The sequence below is a fragment of the Actinacidiphila acididurans genome, assembly GCF_016918855.1.
Taxonomy (GTDB): Bacteria; Actinomycetota; Actinomycetes; order Streptomycetales; family Streptomycetaceae; genus Actinacidiphila; species Actinacidiphila acididurans.
Genome location: NZ_JADKYB010000022.1, coordinates 14,627 through 40,917 on the forward strand (window position 1 = coordinate 14,627; position 26,291 = coordinate 40,917).

27 protein-coding genes are annotated in these 26,291 nt (G+C 72.6%); 16 read left to right on the forward strand and 11 right to left on the reverse strand.

Annotated elements, in window-relative coordinates; translation table 11 throughout:
* Positions 1-41 precede the first annotated feature (41 nt).
* Positions 42-878 carry an undecaprenyl-diphosphate phosphatase gene (locus ITX44_RS31590; RefSeq protein WP_205361600.1) on the forward strand — a complete coding sequence of 279 codons (837 nt, stop codon included), beginning with the start codon at positions 42-44 and terminating at the stop codon, positions 876-878.
* Positions 879-985: 107 nt separating this feature from the next.
* Positions 986-1,414 carry a BlaI/MecI/CopY family transcriptional regulator gene (locus tag ITX44_RS31595; protein ID WP_205361602.1) on the forward strand — a complete coding sequence of 143 codons (429 nt, stop codon included), beginning with the start codon at positions 986-988 and terminating at the stop codon, positions 1,412-1,414.
* Between the two features lie 31 nt (positions 1,415-1,445).
* On the opposite strand, the gene ITX44_RS31600 is transcribed toward ITX44_RS31595, so the two are convergent.
* The 6 genes from ITX44_RS31600 to ITX44_RS31625 form a co-directional block, all read right to left on the reverse strand.
* Positions 1,446-1,901, reverse strand: coding sequence for a type II toxin-antitoxin system PemK/MazF family toxin (locus ITX44_RS31600; protein ID WP_205361604.1), 456 nt, complete (start codon positions 1,899-1,901; stop codon positions 1,446-1,448).
* Between the two features lie 73 nt (positions 1,902-1,974).
* Complete coding sequence (locus tag ITX44_RS31605; RefSeq protein WP_205361606.1) at positions 1,975-2,958, reverse strand: aldo/keto reductase; 984 nt, start codon at positions 2,956-2,958, stop codon at positions 1,975-1,977.
* Between the two features lie 276 nt (positions 2,959-3,234).
* The gene (locus tag ITX44_RS31610; RefSeq protein ID WP_205361608.1) at positions 3,235-4,248 is read right to left on the reverse strand and encodes an acetamidase/formamidase family protein; all 1,014 of its coding nucleotides are present in this window, start codon (positions 4,246-4,248) and stop codon (positions 3,235-3,237) included.
* A gap of 107 nt (positions 4,249-4,355) precedes the next feature.
* Positions 4,356-4,997, reverse strand: coding sequence for a DUF3618 domain-containing protein (locus tag ITX44_RS31615; protein ID WP_205361611.1), 642 nt, complete (start codon positions 4,995-4,997; stop codon positions 4,356-4,358).
* Positions 4,994-5,473, reverse strand: a complete 480-nt coding sequence (locus tag ITX44_RS31620) for a phage holin family protein (protein WP_307795587.1) — start codon at positions 5,471-5,473, stop codon at positions 4,994-4,996. The genes ITX44_RS31615 and ITX44_RS31620 overlap by 4 nt, the downstream gene beginning before the upstream one ends.
* 129 nt (positions 5,474-5,602) lie before the next feature.
* The gene (locus tag ITX44_RS31625; RefSeq protein ID WP_205361612.1) at positions 5,603-5,875 is read right to left on the reverse strand and encodes a hypothetical protein; all 273 of its coding nucleotides are present in this window, start codon (positions 5,873-5,875) and stop codon (positions 5,603-5,605) included.
* Positions 5,876-6,134: 259 nt separating this feature from the next.
* On the opposite strand from ITX44_RS31625, the gene ITX44_RS31630 reads away from it, so the two are divergent.
* Entirely contained in the window at positions 6,135-6,464 is a 330-nt protein-coding gene (locus ITX44_RS31630; protein WP_205361614.1) for a hypothetical protein, read from the forward strand.
* Positions 6,465-6,561: 97 nt separating this feature from the next.
* Positions 6,562-7,572: an aldo/keto reductase gene (locus ITX44_RS31635; protein WP_205361615.1), complete on the forward strand. Its 1,011-nt coding sequence runs from the start codon at positions 6,562-6,564 to the stop codon at positions 7,570-7,572.
* 143 nt (positions 7,573-7,715) lie between these two features.
* Here ITX44_RS31635 and ITX44_RS31640 read toward each other — a convergent pair whose 3' ends face one another.
* Positions 7,716-8,429, reverse strand: a complete 714-nt coding sequence (locus tag ITX44_RS31640; RefSeq protein WP_205361617.1) for a hypothetical protein — start codon at positions 8,427-8,429, stop codon at positions 7,716-7,718.
* A 310-nt stretch (positions 8,430-8,739) separates the two neighbouring features.
* On the opposite strand from ITX44_RS31640, the gene ITX44_RS31645 reads away from it, so the two are divergent.
* From ITX44_RS31645 to ITX44_RS31670, 6 genes are all read left to right on the forward strand, one after another.
* On the forward strand, positions 8,740-10,098 hold the full coding sequence (locus ITX44_RS31645; RefSeq protein ID WP_205361619.1) for an efflux RND transporter periplasmic adaptor subunit: 1,359 nt from the start codon (positions 8,740-8,742) through the stop codon (positions 10,096-10,098).
* Positions 10,095-11,087 (forward strand): ABC transporter ATP-binding protein, encoded by a 993-nt coding sequence (locus ITX44_RS31650; protein WP_236062073.1) that lies wholly within the window; start codon positions 10,095-10,097, stop codon positions 11,085-11,087. Before ITX44_RS31645 ends, ITX44_RS31650 begins: the two co-directional genes overlap by 4 nt.
* Positions 11,084-12,298 carry an ABC transporter permease gene (locus ITX44_RS31655; protein ID WP_205361621.1) on the forward strand — a complete coding sequence of 405 codons (1,215 nt, stop codon included), beginning with the start codon at positions 11,084-11,086 and terminating at the stop codon, positions 12,296-12,298. Before ITX44_RS31650 ends, ITX44_RS31655 begins: the two co-directional genes overlap by 4 nt.
* Before the next feature lie 88 nt (positions 12,299-12,386).
* Positions 12,387-13,205 (forward strand): DUF5666 domain-containing protein, encoded by an 819-nt coding sequence (locus ITX44_RS42385; protein WP_205361623.1) that lies wholly within the window; start codon positions 12,387-12,389, stop codon positions 13,203-13,205.
* A gap of 838 nt (positions 13,206-14,043) precedes the next feature.
* Positions 14,044-14,790 (forward strand): response regulator transcription factor, encoded by a 747-nt coding sequence (locus tag ITX44_RS31665; RefSeq protein ID WP_205361624.1) that lies wholly within the window; start codon positions 14,044-14,046, stop codon positions 14,788-14,790.
* A 5-nt stretch (positions 14,791-14,795) separates the two neighbouring features.
* Positions 14,796-16,934, forward strand: a complete 2,139-nt coding sequence (locus ITX44_RS31670) for an ATP-binding protein (RefSeq protein ID WP_307795588.1) — start codon at positions 14,796-14,798, stop codon at positions 16,932-16,934.
* A 4-nt stretch (positions 16,935-16,938) separates the two neighbouring features.
* Here ITX44_RS31670 and ITX44_RS31675 read toward each other — a convergent pair whose 3' ends face one another.
* Both ITX44_RS31675 and ITX44_RS31680 read right to left on the reverse strand, forming a co-directional pair.
* The gene (locus tag ITX44_RS31675; RefSeq protein ID WP_205361625.1) at positions 16,939-17,301 is read right to left on the reverse strand and encodes a hypothetical protein; all 363 of its coding nucleotides are present in this window, start codon (positions 17,299-17,301) and stop codon (positions 16,939-16,941) included.
* 710 nt (positions 17,302-18,011) lie between these two features.
* Complete coding sequence (locus tag ITX44_RS31680; RefSeq protein ID WP_205361626.1) at positions 18,012-18,767, reverse strand: hypothetical protein; 756 nt, start codon at positions 18,765-18,767, stop codon at positions 18,012-18,014.
* Positions 18,768-18,916: 149 nt separating this feature from the next.
* Here ITX44_RS31680 and ITX44_RS31685 point away from each other — a divergent pair, with 149 nt between their 5' ends.
* From ITX44_RS31685 to ITX44_RS31700, 4 genes are all read left to right on the forward strand, one after another.
* Positions 18,917-19,585, forward strand: coding sequence for a response regulator transcription factor (locus ITX44_RS31685; protein WP_205361627.1), 669 nt, complete (start codon positions 18,917-18,919; stop codon positions 19,583-19,585).
* A gap of 1 nt (position 19,586) precedes the next feature.
* Positions 19,587-21,104: a sensor histidine kinase gene (locus ITX44_RS31690; RefSeq protein ID WP_205361628.1), complete on the forward strand. Its 1,518-nt coding sequence runs from the start codon at positions 19,587-19,589 to the stop codon at positions 21,102-21,104.
* Positions 21,105-21,215: 111 nt separating this feature from the next.
* On the forward strand, positions 21,216-23,300 hold the full coding sequence (locus ITX44_RS31695) for a TerD family protein (protein WP_205361629.1): 2,085 nt from the start codon (positions 21,216-21,218) through the stop codon (positions 23,298-23,300).
* A gap of 71 nt (positions 23,301-23,371) precedes the next feature.
* On the forward strand, positions 23,372-23,911 hold the full coding sequence (locus tag ITX44_RS31700; protein WP_205361630.1) for a GNAT family N-acetyltransferase: 540 nt from the start codon (positions 23,372-23,374) through the stop codon (positions 23,909-23,911).
* Here the strand turns inward: ITX44_RS31700 and ITX44_RS31705 are convergent.
* Together ITX44_RS31705 and ITX44_RS31710 are read right to left on the reverse strand one after the other, a co-directional pair.
* Complete coding sequence (locus tag ITX44_RS31705) at positions 23,865-24,575, reverse strand: class I SAM-dependent methyltransferase (protein WP_205361632.1); 711 nt, start codon at positions 24,573-24,575, stop codon at positions 23,865-23,867. The genes ITX44_RS31700 and ITX44_RS31705 overlap by 47 nt on opposite strands.
* 41 nt (positions 24,576-24,616) lie before the next feature.
* Entirely contained in the window at positions 24,617-25,030 is a 414-nt protein-coding gene (locus tag ITX44_RS31710; RefSeq protein WP_205361634.1) for an ATP-binding protein, read from the reverse strand.
* Positions 25,031-25,232: 202 nt separating this feature from the next.
* Between ITX44_RS31710 and ITX44_RS31715 the strand changes: the two genes are divergently transcribed.
* Positions 25,233-26,078, forward strand: coding sequence for a helix-turn-helix domain-containing protein (locus ITX44_RS31715; protein WP_205361636.1), 846 nt, complete (start codon positions 25,233-25,235; stop codon positions 26,076-26,078).
* Positions 26,056-26,280 carry a DUF397 domain-containing protein gene (locus ITX44_RS31720; RefSeq protein ID WP_205361638.1) on the forward strand — a complete coding sequence of 75 codons (225 nt, stop codon included), beginning with the start codon at positions 26,056-26,058 and terminating at the stop codon, positions 26,278-26,280. Before ITX44_RS31715 ends, ITX44_RS31720 begins: the two co-directional genes overlap by 23 nt.
* Positions 26,281-26,291 lie beyond the last annotated feature (11 nt).

The window sequence follows — 26,291 nt, forward strand, 5'->3', positions numbered from 1 at the left end:
AACCCGCTGCGATCCGCAGCGAACCCCCAGGGATGGATCGATTGAGCGCGATCAGTATCGGACAGGCCGCCGTGCTCGGAGTCGTGGAGGGGCTGACCGAGTTCCTGCCGGTCTCCTCCACCGGCCATCTGAAGATCACCGAGGGTCTGATGAACATCAAGGTCGACGACAAGGCGGTCGTCGGCTTCACCGCGGTCATCCAGGTGGGCGCGATCGCCGCGGTGCTGCTCTACTTCCGCAAGGACATCGTCCGGATCGTCTCGGCCTTCGCCCGCGGACTGGCCAACCGCGAGGAGCGCTACCACCACGACTACAAGTTCGCCTGGTGGGTGATCTACGCGACCATCCCGATCGTCTTCGTCGGCCTGGCCGCCAAGCCGCTGATCGACGGGCCGCTGGCCTCGCTGTGGGTGGTGGCCGGCTCGCTGATCATCGGCAGCGGCTACATGTGGGCCGCCGACCAGATGGGCCGGCACAAGCGCGGTGAGGACGACACCGACATCCGCGACGCCATGGTGGTGGGCTGCTCGCAGATCCTCGCGCTGCTCTTCCCCGGCTTCTCCCGGTCCGGCGCGACCATCTCCACCGCGCTCATCCGCGACCTGGACCGGCTGGCCGCGACCCGGCTCTCCTTCTTCCTGGGCATCCCCGCGCTCACCGGCGCCGGCCTGTACGAGCTCAAGGACGCGCTGGGCGCCGGCGCGAGCGCCGGCCCCCTGGTGGTGGGCACGCTCATGTCCTTCGTCGTCGCCTACGCCTCCATCGCGTGGCTGCTGAAGTTCGTCGCCAACAACACGCTCAACGCCTTCGTCAACTACCGTCTCGTCCTCGGCGTCGTCCTCATGGGCCTGCTCGGCACCGGGGTGCTCACCGCCTGACCGCCTCCGGCGCCGGGGTAGCGTGGCCTCGGCCGGCCGGTGACCGCGGACGGCCGCGCGCCGGGGCCGCGCAGGACGCCCCTCGATCAGCTGAAGGGGCGGACGACGTGACCGGTGACGACGGGAGGAGCGGAGCGCGGCGGCGGGGCCGGGGGGAACTGGAGGCCGCCGTGCTCGCCGCGCTGTGGGCGGCCGACGGGCCCGTGCCGGCCGCGGTCGTGCAGGAAGGGGTCGGCGGCGACACCGCGTACACCACGGTGCTGACCATCCTGACCCGGCTGTGCGCCAAGGGCGTGGTCCGCCGCGAACGGGCCGGCCGCGGCCATGTCTACGCCCCCGTCCGCACCGAGGCCGAACAGGCCGCCGCCGGCATGCACACCCTGCTCGACGGCGGCGGCGACCGCGCCGAGGTCCTGGCCCGCTTCGTCTCCGACCTGTCCGACGAGGACGAGGCCCTCCTCGAACGCCTGCTGCACGGGGAATTCCCCGAGACGGATGCCGGTGCGGGGCACCGCGGCGGCCCGGACGCGCCATGAGGAAGGGGTGCGCTTCGGCGCGGGGCGCCGGTCAGGACCAGGCGTAGAGCTCCTTGAGGCGGTTCACCACCAGATTGAAGCGGCCGCGGTCGAGGGCGCAGGCCTCGCGGCGCATGCCCTGTTCGTGCAGGCGCATCACGCGGTCCAGGGACACCCAGGAGTCGCGGCCGGCCCGGTCCCAGGGGCCGGCGCCGATCGGCACCCATTCGCGGTCGTGGTCGTGGTGCTTGCTGGAGAGCTGGACGGCGAGCAGGGTGCCGCCCGGCTCGCGCGCCACGACCAGGACCGGGCGGTCCTTGCCGCGGCCGTCGTGCTCCTCGAAGGGCACCCACGTCCACACGATCTCGCCCGGGTCGGGGTCCCCGTCGTGGTCGGGCGCGTACTCGGTGCGCACCCGGCCCACCGCGTTCGGGTCGATCTCGGTCGTGGCGTACGGGCCGTCGGCCCCGGGGAACTCGGCCTGCCGGCCGTCGGTGAAGGTCGTCACCCCCACGACGATAGGGCCTGCCCCGCGGGCCGGGCCGGGCCGCCCGGCCCGCGGGGCACCCAGCGAAGCCTCGTCACCAGCGGTGGTGCACCTGGGCCCGGATCCGGCGGTCGTACAGGTCGCGCACGGCGGCCAGGGTGGCGTCCGGCAGCGGCGGCAGGGCGGCGGCCGCCGCGTTGGAGCGGGCCTGGTCCACCGAGCGGGCGCCGGGGATCACGGTGGTGACGCCCGGCTGCTGGACGATCCAGCGCAGCGCGGTCTGCGCGGGGGTGGCGCCCTCCGGGGCGAGCGCGGCGAATTCCGCGGCCGCCTCCAAGCCGGTCTCGAAGTCCACGCCGGAGAACGTCTCGCCCTGGTCGAACGCCTCGCCGTGCCGGTTGTACGTGCGGTGGTCGTCCGGGCCGAAAACGGTCTCGCGGGTGTACTTGCCGGTCAGCAGACCCGAGGCGAGCGGCACCCGGGCGATGATGCCGACCCCGGCCTTCTGCGCGGCCGGCAGCACCTCCTCCAGCGGCTTGAGCCGGAAGGGGTTGAGGATGATCTGCACGCTCGCCACGCCCGGCCGGGCGATCGCGGTCAGCGCCTCGGCGCAGGTCTCCACGCTCACCGCGTAGTGCGCGATCCGCTTCTCCGCGACCAGCGTGTCCAGGGCGTCGAAGACCTCGTCGGAGGAGTAGACGGCGGTCGGCGGGCAGTGCAGCTGGACCAGGTCGAGGGTGTCCACGCCGAGATTGGCGCGGGACCGGTCGTTCCAGGCCCGGAAGTTGTCCAGCACATAGTTCTCCGGGAGCTGCTCCACCCGGCGGCCCATCTTGGTGGCCACGAACACCCGCGCGTCCGGCCGCTCCCGCCGATAGCGCCCGATCAGCTGCTCGCTGCGGCCGTCCCCGTACACGTCCGCCGTGTCGAAGAAGGTCACGCCCGTCTCGACCGCCGCGTCGAGCACGGCGAAGGCGTCCTCCTCTTTCACGGCACCCCAGTCGGCGCCCAGCTGCCACGTGCCCAGCCCAACGGTCGACACGTCGTGGTTGGTCCTGCCCAGTACCCGTTCTTCCATAACGGTGAGCTTACGTTCCCCCTGTACGGTTCGCCGGGGGTGGTCAGGCCCGCCTGGCGGCGGGCGGTTCGCCGGGAATACCAAGGGGCGCGGGGTCCCCCAGACTCCGTCCGGGGGTGCCCCCACGCGCTCGGCCCGATTCAGGGCCGCGGGTCGCCACCGGCCCGAAGGGGCAGTTGCTGTCGTGTCCGGACCACCGGCCGTCAGTGGTTGCTCGCGCCCACGCGGCGCCAGCCGCATATCAAAGACAGCCCCGCGCCCCTGACGGGGCGCCCCTCAGGGGCGCAACCCCACCGCAGCCGAACGCAGTTCATCGTGCAGGCCCCGATGCGGCGTACCCGGCGGGAGCCAGCCCTTGCGGATCTTGGCGACAGCCGTGTAATTCGTGTCGCAGACGTTCGCCAGGGGCGATTCCCCGGCCTGGCTCAGGAACTGGTACGCGTCGAGCTCGGCGAAGCCGTAATCCCGCTGGAGCCAGCGGACCATGTCGAGCTGGGCGATGCGGAAGGCGTCCTCGAGGGGGCGGGCGGAGCCCGTGGAGATGATGTGGGTGTCGGACTCCAGCCGGGGCCACGGAGTGGCGACGCCTTTCAGGAGTTCGACGATCACGACCGTGTTCATGGCGCACTCCACCGCGACCCCGCAGGTCTCGCCCTCGCCCTGCCGGGCGTGTCCGTCGCCTAGGCTGAGGAGCGCGCCCTCGACGTTCACGCCGAGGTAGCACGTGGTGCCGGCACGCATCTCCGGGGTGTCCATGTTGCCGCCGTGCGCGTCGGGGACGAGTGCCGAGCGGACCTCGAGGTTGGCGGGCGCGACCCCGACCGTGCCGTGCATCGGGTCCATGGGCAGCTCGATCCGCATCCCGCCCTCACGGGTCTCGAACGCGCAGGTGCGCCGCTGCCGGTCCAGCTCCCACATCCACACCACCTCGGGCAGCGGCGGCTGAAGGGTCGCGGTGGTGTGGGTGGAGGTCAGCGCGCCGAACAGCGGCACCGTGGTGGAGGCCGCCCAGTCCCGGGCGGGCTCCACCGACACGAAGTGCACCGCCACGGTGTCGCCCACCTCGGCGCCTTCGACGTAGAAGGGCCCGGTCTGCGGGTTCAGGAACGGGAACTCGCACACCTGCGACACCAGGTCGCCTGCCGACCGCACCCGTCCGGCGAAGCAGTCCTCGGTGAACAGGTCCAGTACGGTCCCGGGCGCGATCCTGGCGACCGGCGCCGCCCCGCCGAACGTCCACGCGTACGAGCCCTGCTCGGGCCTGACGGTCACAACCCTGCGGTCAGCCATGACCGTTCACCCTACGGGGGCGGGGCCCGCACGTCACCGGTCACCGGCAAGCCATCACCGTCACCGGTCACCGGGCGCCAGGACGTTCGTGCGGGGACGGGACCCGATCAGTGGCCCGAGCGCGAGAAGTCCCCGTGCTGCTTGGCCCACACCAGGGCGATCACCGTGGCCGCGGTGAGGGACAGCGCGGCCACGGCGTACATGGTGCGGCTCTGGTCCTCGGTCACCTTGTGGACGGCGTGCTCGGTACGGGTCGCGGCCTCGTGCGCGGTGCCGGCGGCCCGGGTGCGGGCGTGGCCGGCGCGCTCCATGGCGTGCCCGGCCTTTTCCGTCGCCTTGCCGCGCATGTCGCCGGCCCGGTGCCGGGCCTCGTCCGCCCTGGCCTTGACCTGGTCGGCCCTCGCCCGGGCGTGCGCACCGCGGCCGGAGGGGCGTTGTTCCGTACCCGGTTCCCCTCCCGCGGTGGGCGGCGCGCCCTGCTCGGCACCGGCGGCGGACAGTGCGCCCTGGTCCGTACCCGCGACCTCTGCGGCGGGTTCGGAGCCCGCAGCCGTACGGTCGTGCCCGCGGCGGAAGGTGCCGCGGACGCGGGCGGCCGTGTCGGACGCCTTCGCCTTGGCGCGGCCCGGAACGTCGGCCTTGGCGGCGAGTTCCTCGATGGTGGCGCCGAGCTTTTCCCTGGTCTCGGCGATCTCCCGTTCCATCTCGGCGATGGACAGGTGCGGCTTGTGCTGGTCACCGTGGCTCATCGCTTCGTCGCCCTTTCCTTGAGGGTTTCCAGGTCGTGCCGCATGCTGTCGACGGCCTCACCCGGAACGGGCGGTACGGCTCGCTTGATCTCGCGCCGGCCGGCCAGTGCCAGGATCGCGGCGAGCAGCATCAGTCCGCCGGCCACGATCAGGGCGGCGGCCCACACCGTCAGCGGTCCCGAGATCGCCGCGATGGCCGCGCCGATCAGGCTGGCGAGCCCGAAGAAGGCCATCAGGGCGGCTCCACCGAACAGACCGCCGCCGAACCCGGCCCGTTTGCCCTTGCGGGTCAGCTCGGCCTGCGCCAGCCGCAGCTCCTGCCGGATCAGCGCCGACAACTGCTCGGTCCCCTGTTTCACCAGCGTGCCGACCGACCGGCTGCCCCCGTCCGTCCTCGCCGTCGTCGCTGTCGCTTCGTGCGGCCCGGTCTGGTCCGGGCGGGCTCCGTTCGTCCGGGCCCGGGTCACCTGCGCCACGACCCCTCACCTCCGTCGTCGCCGTCCCCGAGAGCAATCCCTCCTGTTTCGCCGTCTTTCCACCCCTGCTCCGAGGAAACGGAATTCCCACCTCCGCGGATTTTGCGTGGACCGAGGGTGATCCTTCGCTCACCGGGTGCCGTCGGCCGCGGCCTCCGCCTCCTCGTTGGGCTTCGCGGCGTCCTCCTCGCCCTCTCCTTCGCCCGCTTCTTCATCCTTGTCGTCGCTGTTGGCCCAGTCGCCGAGCCTCGCCCCGAGCAGCAGCGAGGCGAAGCACGCGTACCCCACCTGCCAGGGGTGGCCGCTGTTGCGAATCGCCCCGCCGATCGGGATCAGGACGATGATGACGACCGCGTAGGACCACCACAGCTTCCGGCCCAAGCGACGGAACTTCCCGGCCATGACCCCCCATCCCCCCTGCTGTATCCGGACCGCACAACGTACCGGGCGCCCGCCCGCCGTCCCACCCCGCGGCGTAACGTCGAAAGCGGGGGCCGGCGGCGGGCGTGGCGGGGGCGTCACCTCGCCGTTAACTCGGCGTGAAGACTGAGCGCGAATAGGTCATTACGCCGAGTATCGAGGTTGCGGGGCGCTGCGGCGGGCGTACGCTCGGCGTGGTGGAGCGCCAAACCGGCGCAAATCGGATCGAGGTGTGCGCACAATGACGGTCTTCGGGCCCCGGCAGGACAAGGTCTCGCAGGAGGCCAGCCATCGCCGGGCTCTGGTCCTGAGCGAGGTCGCCACGGAGGGTACGGCCGGGCTGTCGCGGGTGCTGCGACGGGCCGCCGCGATCGACGGCGACGCCGCGGACATCCAGGTCTCCGCGCTCGTCCGGGCGGTGCCGGGGATGGGCGCGCTGGACTGCCACGAGCTGCTGACCCGCGCCCACGTCCGCGAGTCCGGCCTGGCCGGCGACCTCACCCCCGGGCAGCGCGTCGCGCTCGTCGAGCTCGTCGACCGCACGCAGAAGCTCCGCGCCGCTCAGGCCTGACGCCCGATCCGCATCGTCGCCGCAGGCGCCCCGTTCCGACGCGCCGACGCGGCAAAGCCCTTGCCCTGGAGTCCACTCCAAGGTGTTGGCTCGCCCCATGGAGTACACACAGCTCGGACGCACCGGGCTCAAGGTCGGCCGCATCGTGCTGGGGACGATGAACTTCGGCGGGCTGACCGAGGAGCCGGACGCACACGCGCTCATGGACCGGGCCCACGACGCGGGGATCAACTTCTTCGACACCGCGGACATCTACGGCCGCGACGCGCACAAGGGCCTGACCGAGGAGATCATCGGGAACTGGTTCGCCCGCGGCGGCGGCCGCCGCGAGCGGACCGTCCTGGCCACGAAGCTGTACGGCAACACGACCAACGACGGCAAGCCGTGGCACGAGCAGTCCTGGCCCAACCACGACCACCTGAGCGCGGCCCACGTCCGCGGCGCGGTCGACGCGAGCCTGCGGCGGCTGCGCACCGACCACATCGACATCTACCAGTTCCACCACGTCGACCGGGCAACCCCCTGGGACGAGATCTGGCAGGCGATCGACGTGCTGATCGCCCAGGGCAAGATCCTCTACGCCGCGTCGAGCAACTTCGGCGGCTGGCACATCGCGCAGGCGAACGAGACCGCCGCCCGCCTCGGCGGGCTGGGCCTGGTGAGCGAGCAGTGCCTGTACAACCTGGCCGAGCGGCGGGCGGAGATGGACGTGATCCCGGCGGCCCAGGCGTACGGCCTCGGCGTCATCCCGTGGTCACCGCTGCACCAGGGACTGCTCGGCGGGGCGCTGCGCAAGGAGCGCGAGGGCGGAGGCTCGCGCACCTCGGGCGGCCGTTCCGGGGCGGGCCTGGCCAAGCCCGAGGTCCGCGAGCGCGTCCAGCGCTACGAGGACCTGTGCGCCGAGCACGGCCTGGCCCCTGGCGAGGTCGCCCTGGCCTGGCTGCTCACCCGGCCCGGCGTGACCGGCCCCATCGTCGGCCCGCGCACCGCCGACCACCTCGAATCCGCCCTGCGCGCCGCGGACTTGCGCCTGACCCCGGACTTCCTGGCCGCCCTGGACGAGATCTTCCCGGGCCCGGGCCCGTCCCCGGAGGCATTCGCCTGGTAGCCGGCCCCGGCACAGCAGAACTCGCACAGCAGAACCGGCACAGCAGAACCCGCACAGCAAAGGCGCCCCCAAAGGGCGCCCGGAAAACGCAGCGGGGGCACCTCCCGGTGCCCCCGCCCGCTTGTCTCCCCGCCGGACCGCCGTCAGGTGGTGGCCGACGGGGAGGGCGCGCCCGCACCCGAGCCGGGGCTCCGCTGCGGCAGCAGCACCTTGCACGCGTCGTATGCCTTGGCCGTCTTCGGGTCGGAAGTGTTCAGGCCGCGGAAGCCGAAGCCGCCGCCGGGCCGGCCCGCGCCGTTGGTCGCGCCCGGGGACGGCGTGGGCAGTACGACGCCGTGGTCCTTGAGGCAACTCGTGAAGGCCTTGAAGGCGGAGGAATTGGCGCCGCCGGCCCCGCCGCGCCCGGAGAACTGCGGCTGCAGCGACTTGCAGGCGTCCAGCGCCTTCTGGGTCGCCGCGTCCGGCGAGGCCCCGCCGAACCCGGGGAAGCCGCCCCCGCCGAAGCCCCGGCCGCCGCCACCGAACCCGCCGCCACCGAAGCCGCGCCCGGCACCGGGCGAGCCGGACGGCCTGGCGCCGGGTGAACGCGGCGCGAAACTGGGCAGCTTGAGCCCGTGCTGGCTCAGGCAGTCGCGGTAGGCCGTCATCGCCTGGCCGCGGTTGCCCGAGGCGGAGGCCGACGCCGTGGCGGCCGGGCTGCCGGACGCGGAAGCGGACGACGACGAGCCCGAGGACGACGAGCAGGCGGTAAGCACCAGTGCCCCCGACGCGGCGAACGCGGCCACGGTCAGGCCGGCCCGCAGCGCGTTGGCGCCGGCCCCTCCCGTGGTCCGGGTGGTCCGGATGATCCGGGTCATCTCGATTCGTCCCCTCGGTCGGGCCGGCGGCTTGGGCCGCCCGCGCGGTGCGGATGAACGCGATACAGGGGGTGCGCGGGCGGCCGGATCCGAGGGAACCGCACCCGCATAGGGGCTCCCGGGGACCTGGCTGTGAGTTCCCCGGGAGTCGGTCACCGTACGATCGCGCGGAGTGACGTATTCCGGTCCGATAAGCGCATCGGCGTCGCTTTTGCCGCCCTGTGGCACCTCCCGTGCCCGGCCCGGGCTCCCAGTGAACTCCCAGGTTTCTCCCAGGCGCTCAAAGGCGGGGCCGTTCAGGATGCGGGCCATGAAGGTGCTCCCACGGCGGCGCAGGGCCGTCCTGATCAACTCGGTGCTCGGCGTGGTGGTGCTCGCGGGCGCCGGCGGCGCATATGCGGCCGTGCACAACAGCGGCAACTCCTCGTCGTCGGCCGGCGGTACGGCGCGGACGGCGACCGTCACCAGGGGCACGGTGCTCGCCACGGTCTCCGGGTCCGGCTCGCTCGCCTCCCCCAGCGACGCGGGGGTGAACTTCACCACCGGCGGCACTCTCACCGACGTCGCGGTCAAGGCCGGCGACAAGGTGACCAAGGGCCAGACGCTGGCGAAGGTGGACCCCACGGCGGCCAAGGAGACGCTGTCGGAGGACGAGGCCTCGCTGACCGCCGCTGAGGCGAACCTGACGAAGGTGGAGGAGGGCGAACTGCCCGCCTCCACCGGAAACTCCGGTTCCACGGGCTCCGGCGGCCGCGGTGGCGTGGCCGCCACTCCGACCCCGACGCCCACCCCGACCGTGGACCCGGCCCAGCTCGCCCAGGCGCAGGCCCAGGTCACGCAGGCGCAGGACAAGGTGGACGCCGACAACCGGGCGGTGGACGGCTGCGTCCTCAAGGCCCCCGTCTCCGGCACGGTCGCCTCGGTGTCCGGCGCGGTGGGCGACACGGTCTCCGGCACCTCCGGCTCGGGCACCGGCTCCGGCGGCGCGGGCGGCAGCGGCGGCTCGAGTACGTCGAGTTCGTCCGGCTCCACGCCCACCGGTTTCGTCGTGCTGACCAATCCCACCGGCATGCAGGTCACCGCGGACTTCTCCGAGTCCGACGCGCTGAAGGTCAAGCCCGGCCAGGCGGCCACCGTCTCGCTGAACGCCGAGCCCGGCACCACGCTCAACGCCAAGGTGCTGTCGGTCAGTTCGCTGCCGGTCAGCAGCGGCAGCTCCGGCGGGGGCGGCGGCTCGAGCAGCGGCAGCGCCGTGCAGTACGCGGCCACGCTCACCATCACCAGTTCCACCGCGGACCTGCGCACCGGCATGAGCGCCACCATCCAGGTCGTCACCGGTGAAGCGTCCGGCGCCCTGAGCGTGCCCACCGCGGCGGTCTCCGGCACCGGCACCAACCGCACCGTCCAGGTGGTCAACTCCGACGGCTCCACGACCCGTACGAACGTCACGGTCGGCGTGGAGGGCGACTCCGCCGACCAGATCACCAGCGGCCTGACCGAGGGCCAGAAGGTGCAGATCCCGACCGTGGCATCGGCCGGCAACGGCGGCTTCCCCAGCGGCGCGTTCCCCGGCGGCTTCGGCGGCGGTGGCGGCCGGTTCGGCGGCGCGGGCGGTATCGGCGGCGGTGGCGGCGGCTTCCGCGGCGCGGGCGGAGGTGCCCGCGGATGAGGCGGCCCAAAACCGGCCTCGGCCGCGGGCTGCACCGCGCGCGAGCCGGGCGGGCGGCCGTGCACGGACAGGTGTCCGGCCCCGAACCCGCCGCCGAGGCACCGCTGTTCGAGTTCGACCCGGCCGCCGAAGGTTCCGGGCTGCCGGACGCACCCGACCCGCTGGCCCCCGCCGAGGAGAGCCCCTGGGGGCCGCCGCCGGTGATCGAGGTGCGCTCGCTGATCAAGACGTACGGTCACGGCGACGCCGCCGTGCACGCGCTCAGCGGCGAGGAGGACCCCGTCACCGGCGCGCCCGCCGGCATCGACCTGGTGGTCGAGCAGGGCGACTTCGTGGCCGTCATGGGCAGTTCCGGCTCCGGCAAGTCCACCCTGATGAACATCCTGGGCTGCCTGGACGTGCCGACCGTCGGCCGCTACCTGCTGGACGGCATCGACGTCGGCGGCCTGGACGAGCACCAGCTCTCCCTGGTCCGCAACCGCAAGATCGGCTTCGTCTTCCAGTCGTTCAACCTGGTGCCGCGGGTGCCCGCCCGCGCCCAGGTCGAACTCCCCCTCGCCTACGCCGGGGTGAAGACCGCCGAACGCCGCCGCCGGGCCGAGGCCGCGCTGACCCTGGTCGGCCTCGCCGACCGGATGGACCACCGGCCCAACCAGCTCTCCGGCGGCCAGCAGCAGCGGGTCGCGGTGGCCCGCGCCCTGGTCACCGCCCCGGCGATGCTGCTCGCCGACGAACCCACCGGCAACCTGGACAGCCACAGCACCGAGGAGGTGCTCGCCATCGTGGACCGGCTCAACGCCTCCGGCCGCACCGTGGTGCTGATCACCCACGAGGACGAGGTGGCCCGGCACGCCAAGCGGGTGCTGCGGCTGGTGGACGGCCGCGTCGTCAGCGACGTACGGCAGGCTCCCGTGGACGGCCCGCCGCCCGCGATCGCCGCCACCGTACCCGCCCAGCGCCAGGCGCTCACCGGAGGTGCGGGCTCGTGAACGTCGTCGAAACCCTGCGCTTCGCCGTCGGCGGCCTGGGCGCCAACAAGGTCCGCTCCGGCCTGACCATGCTCGGTGTGCTCATCGGTGTGGCCGCGGTGATCATCCTGCTCGCGGTCGGCAACGGCTCCTCGCAGGCGGTCAAGAACTCCATCGAGAAGCTCGGCACCAACTCGCTGACCGTGTCCTCGGGCGGCGGCTTCGGCGGCGGCCGCTCCACCGCGACCGCCACCAAGCCGCTCACCGTGGACGACGCCCGGGCGCTGGCCGACCCGGCGCAGGCGCCGGACGTCGAGTCGGTCGCGCCCGAGGTCAGCACCTCGCAGACCGCGCTCTACCAGGGCACCTCGCACACCGTCAGCCAGGTCGTCGGCACCTACCCGGCGTATTTCAAGGCGTCCAACAGCAAGGTCGCCACCGGCGACTACTTCAGCGCCGACGACGTGCTCAACTCCCGCAAGGTGGCGGTGATCGGCTCGACCACCGCGACCGACCTGTTCGGCACGGCCAGCCCGGTGGGCAAGAAGTTCGTGCTCGGCGGGACCCCGTTCACCGTGGTCGGGGTGCTGGAGACCAAGGGCGGCACCGGCTTCCAGGACCCGGACGACACGGTGATCGCTCCGCTGCCGACCGTGCAGAACGCGTTCACCGGCTTCGGCTCGATCAGCCAGATCCTGGTCGAGGCGAAGTCCGCGTCGGCCACCACGCCCGCGCAGAACGAGATCACCACCGTGCTGATGTCCCAGCACGGCATCAAGGACCCCACCGCGCTGGACTTCCGGGTCTCCAGCCAGGCGTCGCTGCTGTCCACCCAGGCGTCCACCAACAAGACGTTCACGGTGCTGCTCGGCGCGGTCGCCGCGATCTCGCTGCTGGTCGGCGGGATCGGCATCACCAACATCATGCTGGTGACGGTCACCGAGCGGACCCGGGAGATCGGCATCCGCAAGGCGATCGGGGCGCCCAAGGGCGTCATCCTCGGCCAGTTCCTCGCCGAGTCCACCCTGCTGTCGCTGGTCGGCGGCGGGCTCGGCGTGGTCGGCGGGCTGGTCGGCTCGCGCTTCACGATCGTCGGCATCAAGCCGGTGGTCATCCCGTCGTCGGTGATCGGCGCCTTCGTCATCGCCGTCGCGATCGGATTGTTCTTCGGCAGCTACCCCGCCAACCGGGCGGCCAGCCTGCGGCCCATCGAGGCACTGCGGCACGAGTGAGACCACGCCGGGGCCGCGGCCGGTCCCGGCACACCGTCCCGGGGAGCCGCACGGCTCCCCGGGCACGTCAGGAGAGAGGGAACCGGAGATGGCGCGACGCCGTACCGACCTGGTCAAGGCAGACGCCGCCGACACGGAGCTGCTGCCGGCCGTGCCCGCCCAGGGCGGGATCGAGATCCTGGCCGGCACCCGGGAGATGGAAGTGCTCGAGGGGCCCGGCGGCCCGCCCGCGCGGGGACCCGAGGAGATCCTGGCCGAGCCGCCGGACGCCCGGGACATCTCGGCGGAGCTGGCGGCTCCGCCGCGGCGCAAACTGCCCTGGCTGACGCTGGTCCTCGCGGCCGGCGTCGTCGCGGCCGGCGCGTTCGCCGGCGGCGCGCTGGTGGAGAAGAGCCATCTCCACAACTCCGGCACCGGCGGCGGCCGTGGGTTCGCCGCTGCCGCCGCCGGCCGCACCGGAACGGCGGCCGGCGCCCGGGGCTTCGGCGGCGGTGCGGGTGCCGGTGGCACGACAGGAGCCGGTGCCGGTACGGGTGCCGGCCCCGGCGCGGGCTTCGGCGGCGGTACGGGCGGAGCGGGCGGCGCCTCGGGTGTCACCTTCGGCACCGTCAAGCTGGTCGACGGCTCGACCCTCTACGTCACCGACGCCCAGGGCAACATCGTCAAGGTCACCACCGGCGGCTCCACCAAGGTCAGCGAATCCAAGGACGGCAAGGTCACCGACCTCCAGCCCGGCCAGACCGTCACCGTCCGCGGCACCCCCGACTCCAACGGCGACATCGCCGCCACCACCGTCACCGAAGGCGGCACCCAATCCGCCGGCGGCTTCGGAGGCGGCTTCGGCGGTTTCGGCGGTTTCGGCGGCGCCAACCGCTCCGGCGGCACGGGCGCCTCCGGCGGCAACTGACCGTAAGGGGCTCCGTACGGCACGGGGCTCCGTACGGCACGGGGAGCCGTACGACCGGGCCCGGCCCACCGGCCCGGACCCGCGACGACCGGCCGTAACGGGTCCAGGCCCTACCGGGCCGAGCGGCTCACTGTGTCGAGTCGAGCGGTCAGGGACGGAATGGCGGTGTGGGGTGGTCCGGTCTGGGGCGGGCGGCTTGCCGCAGCCGCTGGCCCCGCCACGACGGGCGACCGTCGGCTGGGGACCGGCCGGTCATGGTCGAGCGGACGGATGGCGGTACGGGCCCGGCCCCCAGGCGGACGGCTTATCGCTCGGCAGGCGTCGGCCCAGCCGGGCCGGGCGACGGTCCCGGCCGCACTGGACGGTCACGGTCGTCGGACGGATGGCGGCGCGTGACTTACCGTTCGGCAGCGGCAGCGGCAGCGGCAGCGGCAGCGGCAGCGGCAGCGGCAGCGACCAGCCACGCCAACCGCCGACCGTTCCGGCAGCGAACCTGTTGGGCACGGCCGGGCAGCGAGCCGACGGACGGCGGTTCGGGACGGCTCCGGCCACCCGCCGAACAGCTTCCCGCCAGCAGCGACCGGACCCGGCCCTGGGCCACCGGCCGTCCAATAGCACCGGCCGTCACGGCGGGCTCCTGGCGGCAGCCCCGGGCCGCTCCGGCTGCCGGCAGGCAGCGGGCAGCGAGCCCGGGTGGCCGCACCACCTGCCCGTGCCCCCGCTGCCGCCAGGCAGCGCAAACGGGCCGGCGCTCGCCGGATTGGTCAGCCCCGCCCGGGCAGGGCGTTCTCACAGGTGCGGGGCGTACCGTGCAGCGGACTCGTGCCAGGAGGAGACCATGGAGACGCCCGAGGCCAGCCTGCTGGTCGTGGACGACGAACCCAACATCAGGGAGCTGCTGTCCGCGTCCCTGCGCTTCGTGGGGTTCAAAGTGGAATCCGCGGCCACCGGGGCGGACGCGCTGGCCGCGGTCGCTCGGGAGCGGCCGGACCTGGTGGTGCTGGACGTGATGCTGCCGGACATGAGCGGCTTCGCCGTGGTGAAGCGGCTGCGCGAGGAGGGCGGCCCGTACCGCGCCCGGGGGGCCGGCGCCGGCCCGGACCGGCTGCCCGTGCTGTTCCTGACCGCGAAGGACGGCGTCGAGGACAAGATCAGCGGCTTGACGGCGGGCGGCGACGACTACGTCACGAAGCCGTTCAGCCTGGAAGAACTGATCGCGCGGATCCGGGCGATCCTGCGCCGTACGGGCGCGCCCACCGACGACGGCCGGCTGGTCGCCGGCGACCTGGAGCTGGACCCGGTCGGCCACCAGGTCACCCGGGCCGGCCGCCCGGTCTCGCTGTCCCCCACCGAGTTCAAGCTGCTCGCCTACCTGATGGCCAACGCCGACCGCGTGGTCTCCAAGCTGCAGATCCTCGACCACGTGTGGGCGTACGACTTCGGCGGCGACCTGAGCATCGTGGAGTCGTACATCTCCTACGTGCGGCGCAAGGTCGACTCCGGCGCGGGCGGCGCCCCCAAGCTGATCCACACCGTGCGCGGCGTCGGCTACGTGCTGCGCCGCCCGGTCGTGCCCCAGGGCTGACCGCCGTGCCGCCCCCGCCCCGGCAGGGCCGCGCCGGCCGCCTCCCCCCACCCGTACGGGGCGCCCGGCGGCTGCGCAACCTGCGCTTCTCCGCGGTGTCCCTGCGTTCCCGGCTGGTCCTGCTCTCCCTCGTCCTGGTGCTGCTCGGCCTCACCGTCAGCGACACCGTGGTGCTCGGCTCGGTCCGCGGCCAACTCGTCGACCGGGTCGACCAGCAGCTCGCCCGCTACGGCCAGCCGCTCGCCCGCCGACTGGACAGCGAGGGCCCGCCCGCCCCCCGCCTGCCCCGGTCCGGCGGCAGCCGGGCACCCTGGCTGCCCAGCCAGTTCGTGGTCGCCTTCGCCGCCGCCGACGGCTCGATCTCCGAGCAGTTCCGGCTCCCGGTCGCGGCCGGCGACCCCCGCCCCCTGTGGCCCACGATGGACGCGGCCTCACTGCGCGCCCACTTCGGCAAGCCCTTCGACGTCGCCAGCGACCACGGCGGCGGCGAATGGCGCGTACTGATCGTCCCCGTGGATCCCTCTGGAACCAACGACTCCGGAGTCCCGGTCGAGGGCACGTCCGCGGGTACGTCACGCGGTGCGTCGGCGGGCGCGTCACCGATCGGCGCGGTGGATACGTCTTCGGCGGGCAGCGGGCGTACGTCGGCGGGTGCCACGCAAGGCGCCTCGGCCGGCAGCGTGGCCGCCACCTCGGCCGGCGGTTCGGCGGGCGCCACCTCGGACACCCCCGCGGGCATTACCTCGGGCGCGTCCGTGGCCTCGTCCCAGGGCGCCCCAGCAGGCACTTCGCGGGGTCGCGCAGGCTCCGGCACCGTTACCCCGGCCCCTGCCCCCGACGCAAGCTCGGGCGCCCCCGCGGGTACTGCGCAGGATCCCGCAGGCTCCGGCCCCCTCACCGTCACCCCGGGCCGCGCCCCCGACGCACTCCCGGGCACCCCCGCAGGCACCACAGGAACCGCAGGCACCACAGGAACCGCAGGTACGACAGGAAGCGCAGGAACGACAGGAACCGCAGGAACGACAGGAACCACAAGCACCACAAACGCCGCGCAGGACCCTGCAGGTTCCCACCCCCTGACCCCTGCCCGCGCCCCGGACGCGCTGCCCGCCGGCGTCGTGGTCTCGGCCTCCCTGGACGAGGTCACCTCCACCACCGGCCACCTCAGCAACGCCTTCCTGCTGATCGGCGCGGTCGTGGCGGCCGTCCTCGGCGTGGCCGCCTGGTTCGCGGTACGGGCCGGCCTGCGGCCCCTGCGCCGTATCGAGGCCACCGCCGCCGAGATCGCCGCCGGCCGCCAGCTCTCGCACCGCATGCCCGAGGTGTCGCCCCGCACCGAGGCCGGGAAGCTGACGGCAGGGCTCAACGCGATGCTCACCCAGATCGAGTCCGCCTTCGCCGTCCGCGCCGAGTCGGAGGAGCAGATGCGCCGCTTCGTGGCCGACGCCAGCCACGAACTGCGCACCCCGCTCGCCGGAATCCGCGGCTTCGCCGAGCTGTACCGGATGGGCGCGCTCGCGAGCGAGGCCGACGTGAAGCGGACCATGACCCGGATCGAGAGCGAGGCCGTACGGCTCGGCGGCCTGGTCGAGGACCTGCTGACCCTGGTACGGATGGACGCCCAGCGCCCGGTGCAGCTCGCCCCGATGGACCTGCGCACCCTCGCGGTGGACGCGCTGCACGACACCACCGCCCTCGACCCGGGCCGTACCGTCACCCTCACCGGACCCGGCGGAGGCGACGGCAACCCGCCCGGCCCCGCCCAGGTCCTCGGCGACGAGGCCCGGCTGCGGCAGGTCGTCACCAACCTGGTCGGCAACGCCGTCGCCCACACCCCGCCCGGCACCCCCGTCCGTATAGGCGTCGGCACTCTCGCCGGCCACGGCGTCCTCGAAGTCGCCGACCACGGCCCCGGCCTGACCCCCGAACAGGCCGCCCGCGTCTTCGAACGCTTCTACCGCGTCGACCCCTCCCGCACCCGCACCCCCGCCGGCGGCGGCACCGGCCTCGGCCTGTCCATCGTCCACGCCCTTGTCACCGCCCACGGCGGCCACGTCGACCTCGAATCCACCCCCGGCGCCGGCACCCTGGTCCGCGTCCGCCTCCCCTCCGCCCCCGCCCGCCCCCCGGAGGACCCCGCGTAGCCCCTCACCGCGGATCCGGGCATACCCCCACCGTGCCGTCGCACCACACCAGGTCCCGGCACACATAACCGCCCGGCGTCCAGTAACGCGTCACCTGATCGTACGGATACGTCCCCAGCCGCTCCCGCGCGTACCCCAGCGTCGTCTCCACCGGCAGCGACGTCGGCAACGGCGGCGCCCCCTCCAGCTCCGCCGCCAGCCACCCCAACGCCGCCCCCGCCTCCGTAAACGTCCCCACCATCATGGCCCGCGGCTTCCGCAACCACTCCCGCACCAAAATCGGCGGCGTCGGACTCATCGGATCCCGCGCCACCCCCTCCGGCGGCTTCCCCACCCCGGTGTACGTGTACGCGTGCCAATGCCCCATCCCGCGCCACCACCTCCGGCCACTCCGCCGACGTCCCCCGGTCCGACGACCGTACGCAGCGACGCGACCCGCCCCCGGTAACGCGGGCCGGCCACGGGGGAGGGTTCACCGGGATGCAGGCGACCTCACATCGCACCCGACAACCCACCGGCACGGACACCGGACCCCCACGGACGGCAGCGACAGCGCACCCCACCGGACAACTCACCGGACGGACCACGACGCGCAGGCGACAGCGCACCCCACCGAACACCGACCGGCACTGGACAGCGCACCGCACGGGACAACTGACCGGCACGGGACAACGCAACGCACCGGACAACGCACTGCACGGGACAACGCACTGCACGGGACAACGCACTGCACGGGACAACGCACTGCACGGGACAGCGCACTGCACGGGACAGCGCACTGCACGGGACAGCGCACTGCACGGGACAACTGACCGGTACCGGACAGCGCACCGCACGGGACAACTGACCGGACGGACCACGACGCGCAGGCGACAGCGCACCCCACCGAACACGGACCGGCACCGGATAACTCACCGAACGGACGCCCGGCGAGCCGAGACCGCCGGGAGGGGCCGGAGGGGTGGGGGTCCGAAATGCTGACTTATATTTGTGGGCCGCCAGGCCCGTAAATATGAGATTTCGGACTCCCACCCCGGAGGTCCCGACCCCACCCGCCCCCGAACGGTTCGCCCCCGCTCAGCCCGCGAGAACCGCACCCGCAGCCGTGAGCGACGCGGTGCCGGCGCCCGGCTTGTAGACGACGCCACCCCCCTTACCGGGCAGCACCGGAATCGGCGGACACTTGTCGTTGACCTTCAGCTTCGGCATGAGCTTGCCGTTGACGTACACCTTCCCGCCCACGACCTTGACCGAGGTCCTGCCGGCCTTGTCCCCCGGCACCCCCGGCCCGCTGTGCACGATGCAGACGACGCCCTTGCCCTTGCCCGGCAGCGGAGGAAGCGGAGGAAGCGGCGGCAGCGGCGGGCAGCCCTTGACCGTGACGCGGCCGACGATCCCGCCCTTCGCCAGGGGCTTCCCGTTGACGTAGACCTTGCCGTTGATCACCTTGATCACGACCTTGCCCTTGCCCTTGATCCCGGGCAGGGGCAAGGGCTTCGCCACACCTCCCGGCGCGGGCGCAGTGGTCGTCGCCGACGTACCGGGCTTGCCGGGCACCCCCGGCTTCCCCGGCACCCCGAGCACCGGCTTCCCGGGCTTGCCCGGCACCGGCTTGCCCGGAACCTGCCAGCCCTCGGCGACACAGATGACGACCCCCTTGCCCCCGGGGTGCCCCGCCACCAGCTTCTGCTCGGCGCCCTTGCCCGCCTTGCCCGCGGCAGCGCTCCGCGCCTGCCCGCCGGGCGTCGCGGCCCCCGCCGACGCGGACACCACCCCGGTCAGCCCCAGCCCCGCGGTGAGGACGACCCCCACCACCAACCTGTTCTTCTTCATGCTCCGGCCACTCCCGTCGCGTCCCTGCCTACCGTGCCGGACCGGCCGGCCCGACCCCGCGACCCTCGCAATCCGCCCCTGAAGCGACCCTGAAGAAGCCACAGATGATCTTCATGTTCGCCTTAGGCAGCGCGCTGCACTCTGTGGACGTGCGCATACTCGTAGTGGAAGACGAACGCCGGCTGGCCGACCTGCTCAAGGACGGCCTCACCCGGGAGGGCTTCGCGGTCGACCTCGCCCACGACGGCCGCGACGCGCTGTGGCTGGCGACCGAGCAGCCGTACGACGTGATCGTGCTCGACGTGATGCTGCCCGGAAGCAACGGCTACGAGGTCTGCGCGCGGCTGCGTGCGGCCGGGAACTGGACCCCCATCCTCATGCTCACGGCGAAGGACGGGGAGTACGACGAGGCGGAGGCGCTGGACACCGGCGCGGACGACTACCTGACCAAGCCGTTCAGCTACGTGGTGCTGCTGGCCCGGCTGCGCGCCCTGGTACGGCGCGGCGGGCGCGAGCGGCCGGCCGTGCTGACCGTGGGGGACCTGCGGGTGGACCCGGCCGGGCTGAAGTGCAGCCGGGGGGACGTGCAGATCGCGCTCACGCCGAAGGAGTTCGCGATCCTGCACTGCCTGGCCCGGCGGGCCGGCGACGTCGTACCCAAATCCGAACTGCTGGCCCGCGCCTGGGACTTCGCGTACGACGGCGACTCCAACGTGGTCGAGGTCTACATCAGCGCGCTGCGCCGCAAGATCGACAAGCCGTTCGGGCGGACCACGCTGCGTACCGTGCGCGGCGCCGGCTACCGGCTGGAGGCCTGAGATGGGGGTACGGCTGCGGACCACGCTCACCGCGACCGCCGCGGTGGCCGTCGCCCTGTGCCTGGCCTCGATCGCGCTGTTCGCCGCGCTCGACGCGAGCCTGGCGGACTCCACGAAGGAGTCGGCGCTTCAGGACGCGCAGGCGCGGGCGGCCAAGCAGGGTTTCGTCTTGATGGAGAGCGTGAAGGCGGGCGGCGTGCCCGGCGGGAAGCTGCCGTTGCCGGTGACGGGACCGGCGGCGGGGGTGCCGTACGGGGTGATCGGTTCGTCCGGGCCGGGCGGCGCGTCGCCGTTGCCGCGGGTGGCGGGCGTACCGGTCACCAAGACGGCGTCCGGGGGCACGTCACTCACTGAGAAGCGTCCCGGTACGGCGGCAGGCTCGGGCAAGCTGGTGGTCCCGGTGTCGTACAGCGCCACGAAGGGCGCGAACGGCCAACTGGTCATCACCCAGGTGCTCCAGGGCGTGAACGGCACGGTGACCGTGCAGGGCAGCGCGCCGCTGGCGCCGGCCCGGCAAGCGATGCGGACCCTGACCCGGCTGCTGATCCCGGGCGTGCCGGCGCTGCTCGCGCTGGTCGCGCTGTTCAGCTGGCTGGCGGTGGGTCGCGCGCTGCGCCCGGTGTCCGCGATCCGCGCGAAGGTCGCCGACATCACGGCGTACGGCCTGCACGAGCGGGTGCCGGAGCCGGCCACGCGGGACGAGATCGCGGCGCTGGCGCGTACCGTCAACGCCACCTTGGACCGGCTGCGGACCGCGGTGGACGCGCACCGGCAGTTCGTCGCCGACGCCGCGCACGAACTGCGCAGCCCGATGGCGATCCTGCGCACCCGGCTGGAGCTGGCCGGCCCGCAGGAGAAGGCCCTGGCCGAGGAGGCGCTCGCGGATGTGGCCCGGCTCCAGACCCTCACCTCCGACCTGCTGCTGCTCGCCCGCCTCGACGCGCGCCGCCCGCTGCGGGTACGCGAACTGGACCTGGCCCAGCTCGTCGCCGAGGAGGCCGCCCGCCGCCGCCCCCGCCTCGAGGTCCGCGTCCTGCTCGACCTCGCCCCCGACCTGCTGATCCTCGGCTCCCCCGACCACCTGCGCCGCCTGGTCGCCAACCTCGTCGACAACGCCGTACGGCACGCCACCACCACCGTCCGCGTCACCCTCGCCCGCCGCCCCGACGGCCACCTCGTCCTCGACGTCATCGACGACGGCGACGGCATCCCCCCGGCCCACCACGCCACCGTCTTCCAGCGCTTCACCCGCCTCGACGCGGCCCGCTCCCGCGACACCGGCGGCTCCGGCCTCGGCCTCCCCATAGCCCGCGACATCGCCACGGCCCACGCGGCAACCCTTTCCATCCTCCCCTCGACGCACGGCGCCCACTTCCAGGCGGTCTTCCCCGAAGGTGCTCCCTCTTCCTCTCTGCCGGCCCCCGAGCCTGTACCCGCACCCGTCCTCCCCCGGGAACACCCCGCCCGCCGCCTCTTCCGTGCTCCCCGCCGTGCCTCCGCGGCCTCACCGCCCTCGTGAGTACCAGCCTTTTTCCGTACGGTCCGACGGTCGTTCTCGGCGCACTACAGTTCTCTGCGTGTGCGACGTGTCACACCGCGTCGTCGGCATTGGGGGGCAAGTGTGCGCGAAATGATCAAAGGCTCGAACGTGTCGCTGGCGAGCCTGAGCGAGAACGCCGGTTCGGTGATCGTCAGCCTGGGCTGGGCCAGCACTACCGGTGAGGGGGACGCGGACGTGTCCGTCCTGCTGCTGGACGCCAACGGCAAGGTGCGCAGCGACGCGGACTTCTACTTCTACAACAACCCGGTCGCCCCCGACGGCAGCGTGCACCTTCTGGGCAAGACGCCGACCGAGCAGGGCAGCGAGGACCGGATCGGCTTCGACATGACCGCGGTCCCGGCCGACATCGACCGGATGGTGGTGGCCGCGAGCCGGTACGACGGCACCCGCTTCGGCGAACTGGACGATCTGACCCTGTCGTTGGCCGACGGAGCCGGCGAGAACCTGCTCCACTTCGCCATCGGCGACGCCGACGCGGTGAGCGCGATCATCTTCGGCGAGCTGTACCGGCGCGGGGACGAATGGAAGTTCCGTGCCGTCGGGCAGGGCTACGAGAGCGGTCTGGCCGGTCTGGCCATGGACTTCGGCGTCGACATCGACGACGACGCGGACGACGGGACCGTGGAGGAGGAGCAGGAGGCGGGGGAGGAGGCCGGGGCCGCGTCCTCGGAGCGCGAGGCGATTCACCAGGCGCCGGGTGCGGATCCGGCGGCCGGACCGGGTGTGGATCCGGCGGCCGGACCGGCTCCGGCACGCGCGTCAGGTCTGCTGAAGCCCGACGTGGACGTACCGGCCGCTCGGCCGCCGGAGGAGGACAGCGGCCCGCAGCAGCCGGCGGCGCGGCCCCGTACCGCCAAGAAGAAGATCACCCTGCCCAAGGCGCCCAGGAAGTCCCTGGCGGAGAACGAGTCCTGGCGGGAGGCCAGGCTGTTCCCGGTGTCGGCGCTCAAGAACGACCGGGACCGGGAGACGCGGGCCACCTCGGTACTGCTGTCGGTGATGGCGCAGGTGCCGGAGTTCGGCCGGCGCATCACCGCGGCGTTCGGCGCACCGGCCGGACGGATGGAGACGTTCACTGAGGTCGCCCTGCGGCACGGGGACACCCCGAGGCGGCCCGACGGAGTGATCCGCGTCGAGCGGGCCGGCAAGCTGTGGACGGCACTGGTCGAGACGAAGACCAACGGCAACCCCTTGAAGCCGGACCAGGTGCAGGCGTACATGGACATCGCCGCGCGGCGCGGCTACGAGGCCGTCATCACGCTGTCCAACGACGTGGCGCTGGAGGGCAGTCCGCTTGTCGACGTGAAGGTCGACGGCCGGCGCAAGCACAAGGTGGCGCTGTGGCACCTGTCCTGGGCGGACGTCGCACACCAGGCGCAGATGCTGCTGCGGCACGAAGGCGTCGGCAACATGGCACACGCGTGGCTGCTCCAGGAGCTGCTGCACTACCTCCAGCACGACAACTCCGGGTGCCATGGCTTCCAGAACATGGGTCCGGCCTGGGTGCCCGTGCGCAACGGCATAGACGACGAGACCCTGTCCCAGGGCGACCCGCGCGCGCTGGACGTGGTCGAGAGCTGGGAGCGGCTGATCCGGCAGGTCTGCCTGGGTCTCGGCGGTGAACTCGGCCAGAAGGTGCTGCCCGTCCAGCGCGCCCGGCGCGGCACGGACCAGGGAGCGCGCCGCGCCCGGCTCGCCGACCAGCTCTGTGCGGACGGCAAGCTCCACTCCGAGGTGCGCATCGAGGGCACGCCCGGGGTCCTGGCGATCACAGCGGACCTGCGCACCGGCAAGCTGCGTACCTCCGTCGAGGTCGCGGCTCCCGAACAGGGCTACCCCTTGAGCTGGGCGAAGCGGCTGATCCGGAGCTTGGCCGAGGCACCGGCCGACCTCCACGTCGAAACCCTCGTCGAGGGCGTCACGGGCGGACCCCGCGGCACCCTCGAACGCCTCCGCCCCGAACCGGCCGACCTCCTCCCGAAGGACGGCGCACCCGTCACCGGCTTCCGCCTGTCCCTTTTCAAGAGCATGGGCAGCACCCGCGGCAACGCCGAATCCGGCTTCATCCGCAGCGTCGACGAGGCGGTCCAGCGTTTCTACACCACCGTGGTCCTCCCCCTGGACCGCCCGACGCCGGGCCGCTCTTTGGCGTAACGTCGCGGCCCGCGGCCCGCGGCCGGAGAAATCCCGTTGATCGCGCGGCGGCCCTGCGATAGCCATGGTGGGTGATACGCGGAGCGAAAATCGGGCTGCGGGCCCGGCAGTTGACGGATGTACCCGTGCTGCACGCGGAGTTCTACGAGGACGTGGCCGCCCAGGCACGCGCCAATCCTCGGCCGTGGGTGCCGATACCGGTGAGCTCGGGCCACTCGCCCTTCGCGGTGCAGGAGCCGTCGGACACCGTGGCCCAGTTCTCGGTGGTGGACCTCGAATCCGGCGCGCTGGCCGGCATGGCCTCCCTGTGGGGTGTCGACTCCCACAACAGGTCGGCCCACCTCGGCCTCTCCCTGCTCTCCGCCTTCCGCGGCCGCGGCCTGGGCACCGACATCGTCCGCGTCCTGTGCGAATACGGCTTCGCCGTGCGCGGCCTGCAGCGCCTCCAAGTGGACACCGTGTCCGACAACGCTCCCATGATCGCCGCCGCCACCCGCGCCGGCTTCGCCCCCGAAGGCACCCTCCGCCGCGCCGCCTGGATCTACGGCACCTTCGCCGACCTCGTCATCCTGGGCCTCCTGTCGGAGGAGTGGGCGTCCTCCCGGGAGTAGCCGCCCCCGGACCGCGGACGCCGCGCACGATCAGTGTCGGGATGTGTCCGGGCTCGGGCGCGTCCAGGACCCGGGCCTCGGCCTCCGTGAAGCCGGCGCGCAGCAGCAGGTGTTCCCAGACCCGGGGCCGATAGCTGTAGCGGTACGTGTACATCGCCCTGCCCGCGAAGCCGCCCTTGTACATTCCCTGCGGCCCGTACGCTCCCGGGATCGCGGGCGGCTGGGAGAACACCAGCACCCCACCGGGCCGCAGCCGCGCGGCGATCAACGGGAACAGCCTGCCCGGGTCGGTGAACCAGACCGCCCCGAACATCGAGTACACCGCGTCACACGTCTCCGTGCAGTCGCCCAGGTACTCCAGCACCTCCGCGCACACGAACTCCGCGCCCGTACCCGCCCACTTCTCGCTGACCTTCCCGACCATGACCGGCGACAGGTCCACCCCCTTCGCCTTGACACCCCGCCCCGCCAGATACGCCACCGCCCGCCCGGTCCCGCACCCGACTTCGAGCACCCTCTCCGGATCCCCCAGCAACTCCGGGCCGGGGCCGTGCCCTTCGTACTGCGTCCAGCGGAACGACGGCTCGGCCTGGGGGTCGAACACGCTGGTGGCGTACGTGTCCCAGAGTTCGGTTTCGGCGGCGATGTCGTGGAGTGCGGGCAAGGGGGCTTCCTTTCCGAGGGCTTCCGGACGGAAGGCGCCGGCTACGCCATTTCTGCAGCGCAGAGGTCGAGTTCGGCCCAGACGGTCTTGCCGTGGGCCGGGTTGAGAACGACGTCCCAGCGGGCGCTGCACACCTCCACGATGAGGAGGCCGCGGCCGCCTTCCGCGTCTTCGTCGACGACTTGGGGGACGGGGCGGTTGGTGTTGGTGTCGTGGACGGCGATGCGGAGGGCTTTTTCGTCGGCGTGGAGTTCGACGTTCACCGCGTGCGGGTCGGCACGGCCTTGATCTGCGCGGTACGCCGCCTTCACCGCGTTCGTGACCAGCTCCGACACGATCAACTCGGCGTTCTCGGCCAGGCCGGTCAGCCCCCATGCCCGCAGCGTCCGGCGGACGAAGGCCCGGGCCGCCGCGGGGGAGGTGTTCGCCGCTCCGAAGCCGGCGCATTCCGTCAACGGGGCTCTGGTCTCACCCTTCACAACGCCCCGCCCTTTCCCCGGGGCGACAGGTGTCAATTTTGCTCATGGGGCGCTGCTCCTAGGGGTGAACGTCGCGCGTGCTGGACCTTCACCATGGCCTACGCGGCACACTGCGTACTACGCAGATACTGTGACCGGTAGGCGTGCGTGGACGCCGAGTTGAAGGAGAGTTCGATCGATGGAGCTGAACAACGAGGACGACGGCAGGGCCACTCCCCGCGCCCTGCTCGGCCGCAGGCTGCGGCGCCTCCGTGAGCAGGCCGGCCTCTCCCTGCGGGGGCTGGCGGACAAGCTCGGCTACCCGCACACGTACATCAGCCGGGTCGAGCGGGGGGAGCAGCTCCCCTCCGAAGCGTTGGCCCAGGCTTTCGACGTGTACTTCACAGCGGATGGGTTGTTCGTCGAATTGCTCGGTATGGCACGGGATTCGTTGATTGCCGACTACAGCCGGGAGTTCGTGGCCAAGGAAGCCGATGCGATCCGGATCCAGGTCTTTGCCACGAGCGTGATCCCCGGATTGCTCCAGACGGAAGGCTTTGCACGGGAGTCGTTCACGGTGGGTCTCCCCATAGAGTCGCTGAACGAGCTGGACGATCGTGTGGCTACTCGCTTGAAGCGTCAGGGGCGCCTGTTCAACCCCGAACCACCGATGTATTGGGCCGTCATCGATGAGGCGGCTCTGAAGCGGCCGACGGCTGACAAGCAGGTCATGCGCGAGCAACTTGAACATCTGCTGGCTATGGCGGAGAAGCCGCACGTAACCATCCAGGTCCTGCCCTTCGAGGCGGCACTGCACCCGATGATGGGCGGCAGCCTGACCCTGCTGACCTTGAAGAACGGGACGACCATCGCTTTGGTCGAGAGCTTTGACACAGGCGAGGCAGTAGACTCGCCGAAGCGAGTGACAGGGCTCATCCAGCGTTTCGACGTGGTGCGATCGAAGGCCCTTCCGGAACACAAGTCTCTCGACCTGATCCGCCGTTACCTGAGAGAGTACGCCGATGACGTCTCAGAGCATCACTGACGCTTCTGTCCTCACCGCGTGGCGCAAGTCGTCGTACAGCGGCTCGGAGAACGCAGCCTGTGTGGAGGTTGCCGACGGCGTCCCCGGCATCGTCCCGGTCCGCGACAGCAAGAACCCGACCGGTCCTGCCCTCCTCTTCACCGTCGACGCCTGGGCCGCCTTCCTCGCCGGCCTCGCGCGGGGCGAGTTCGGAGCCCGCTAACAGGCGGTATG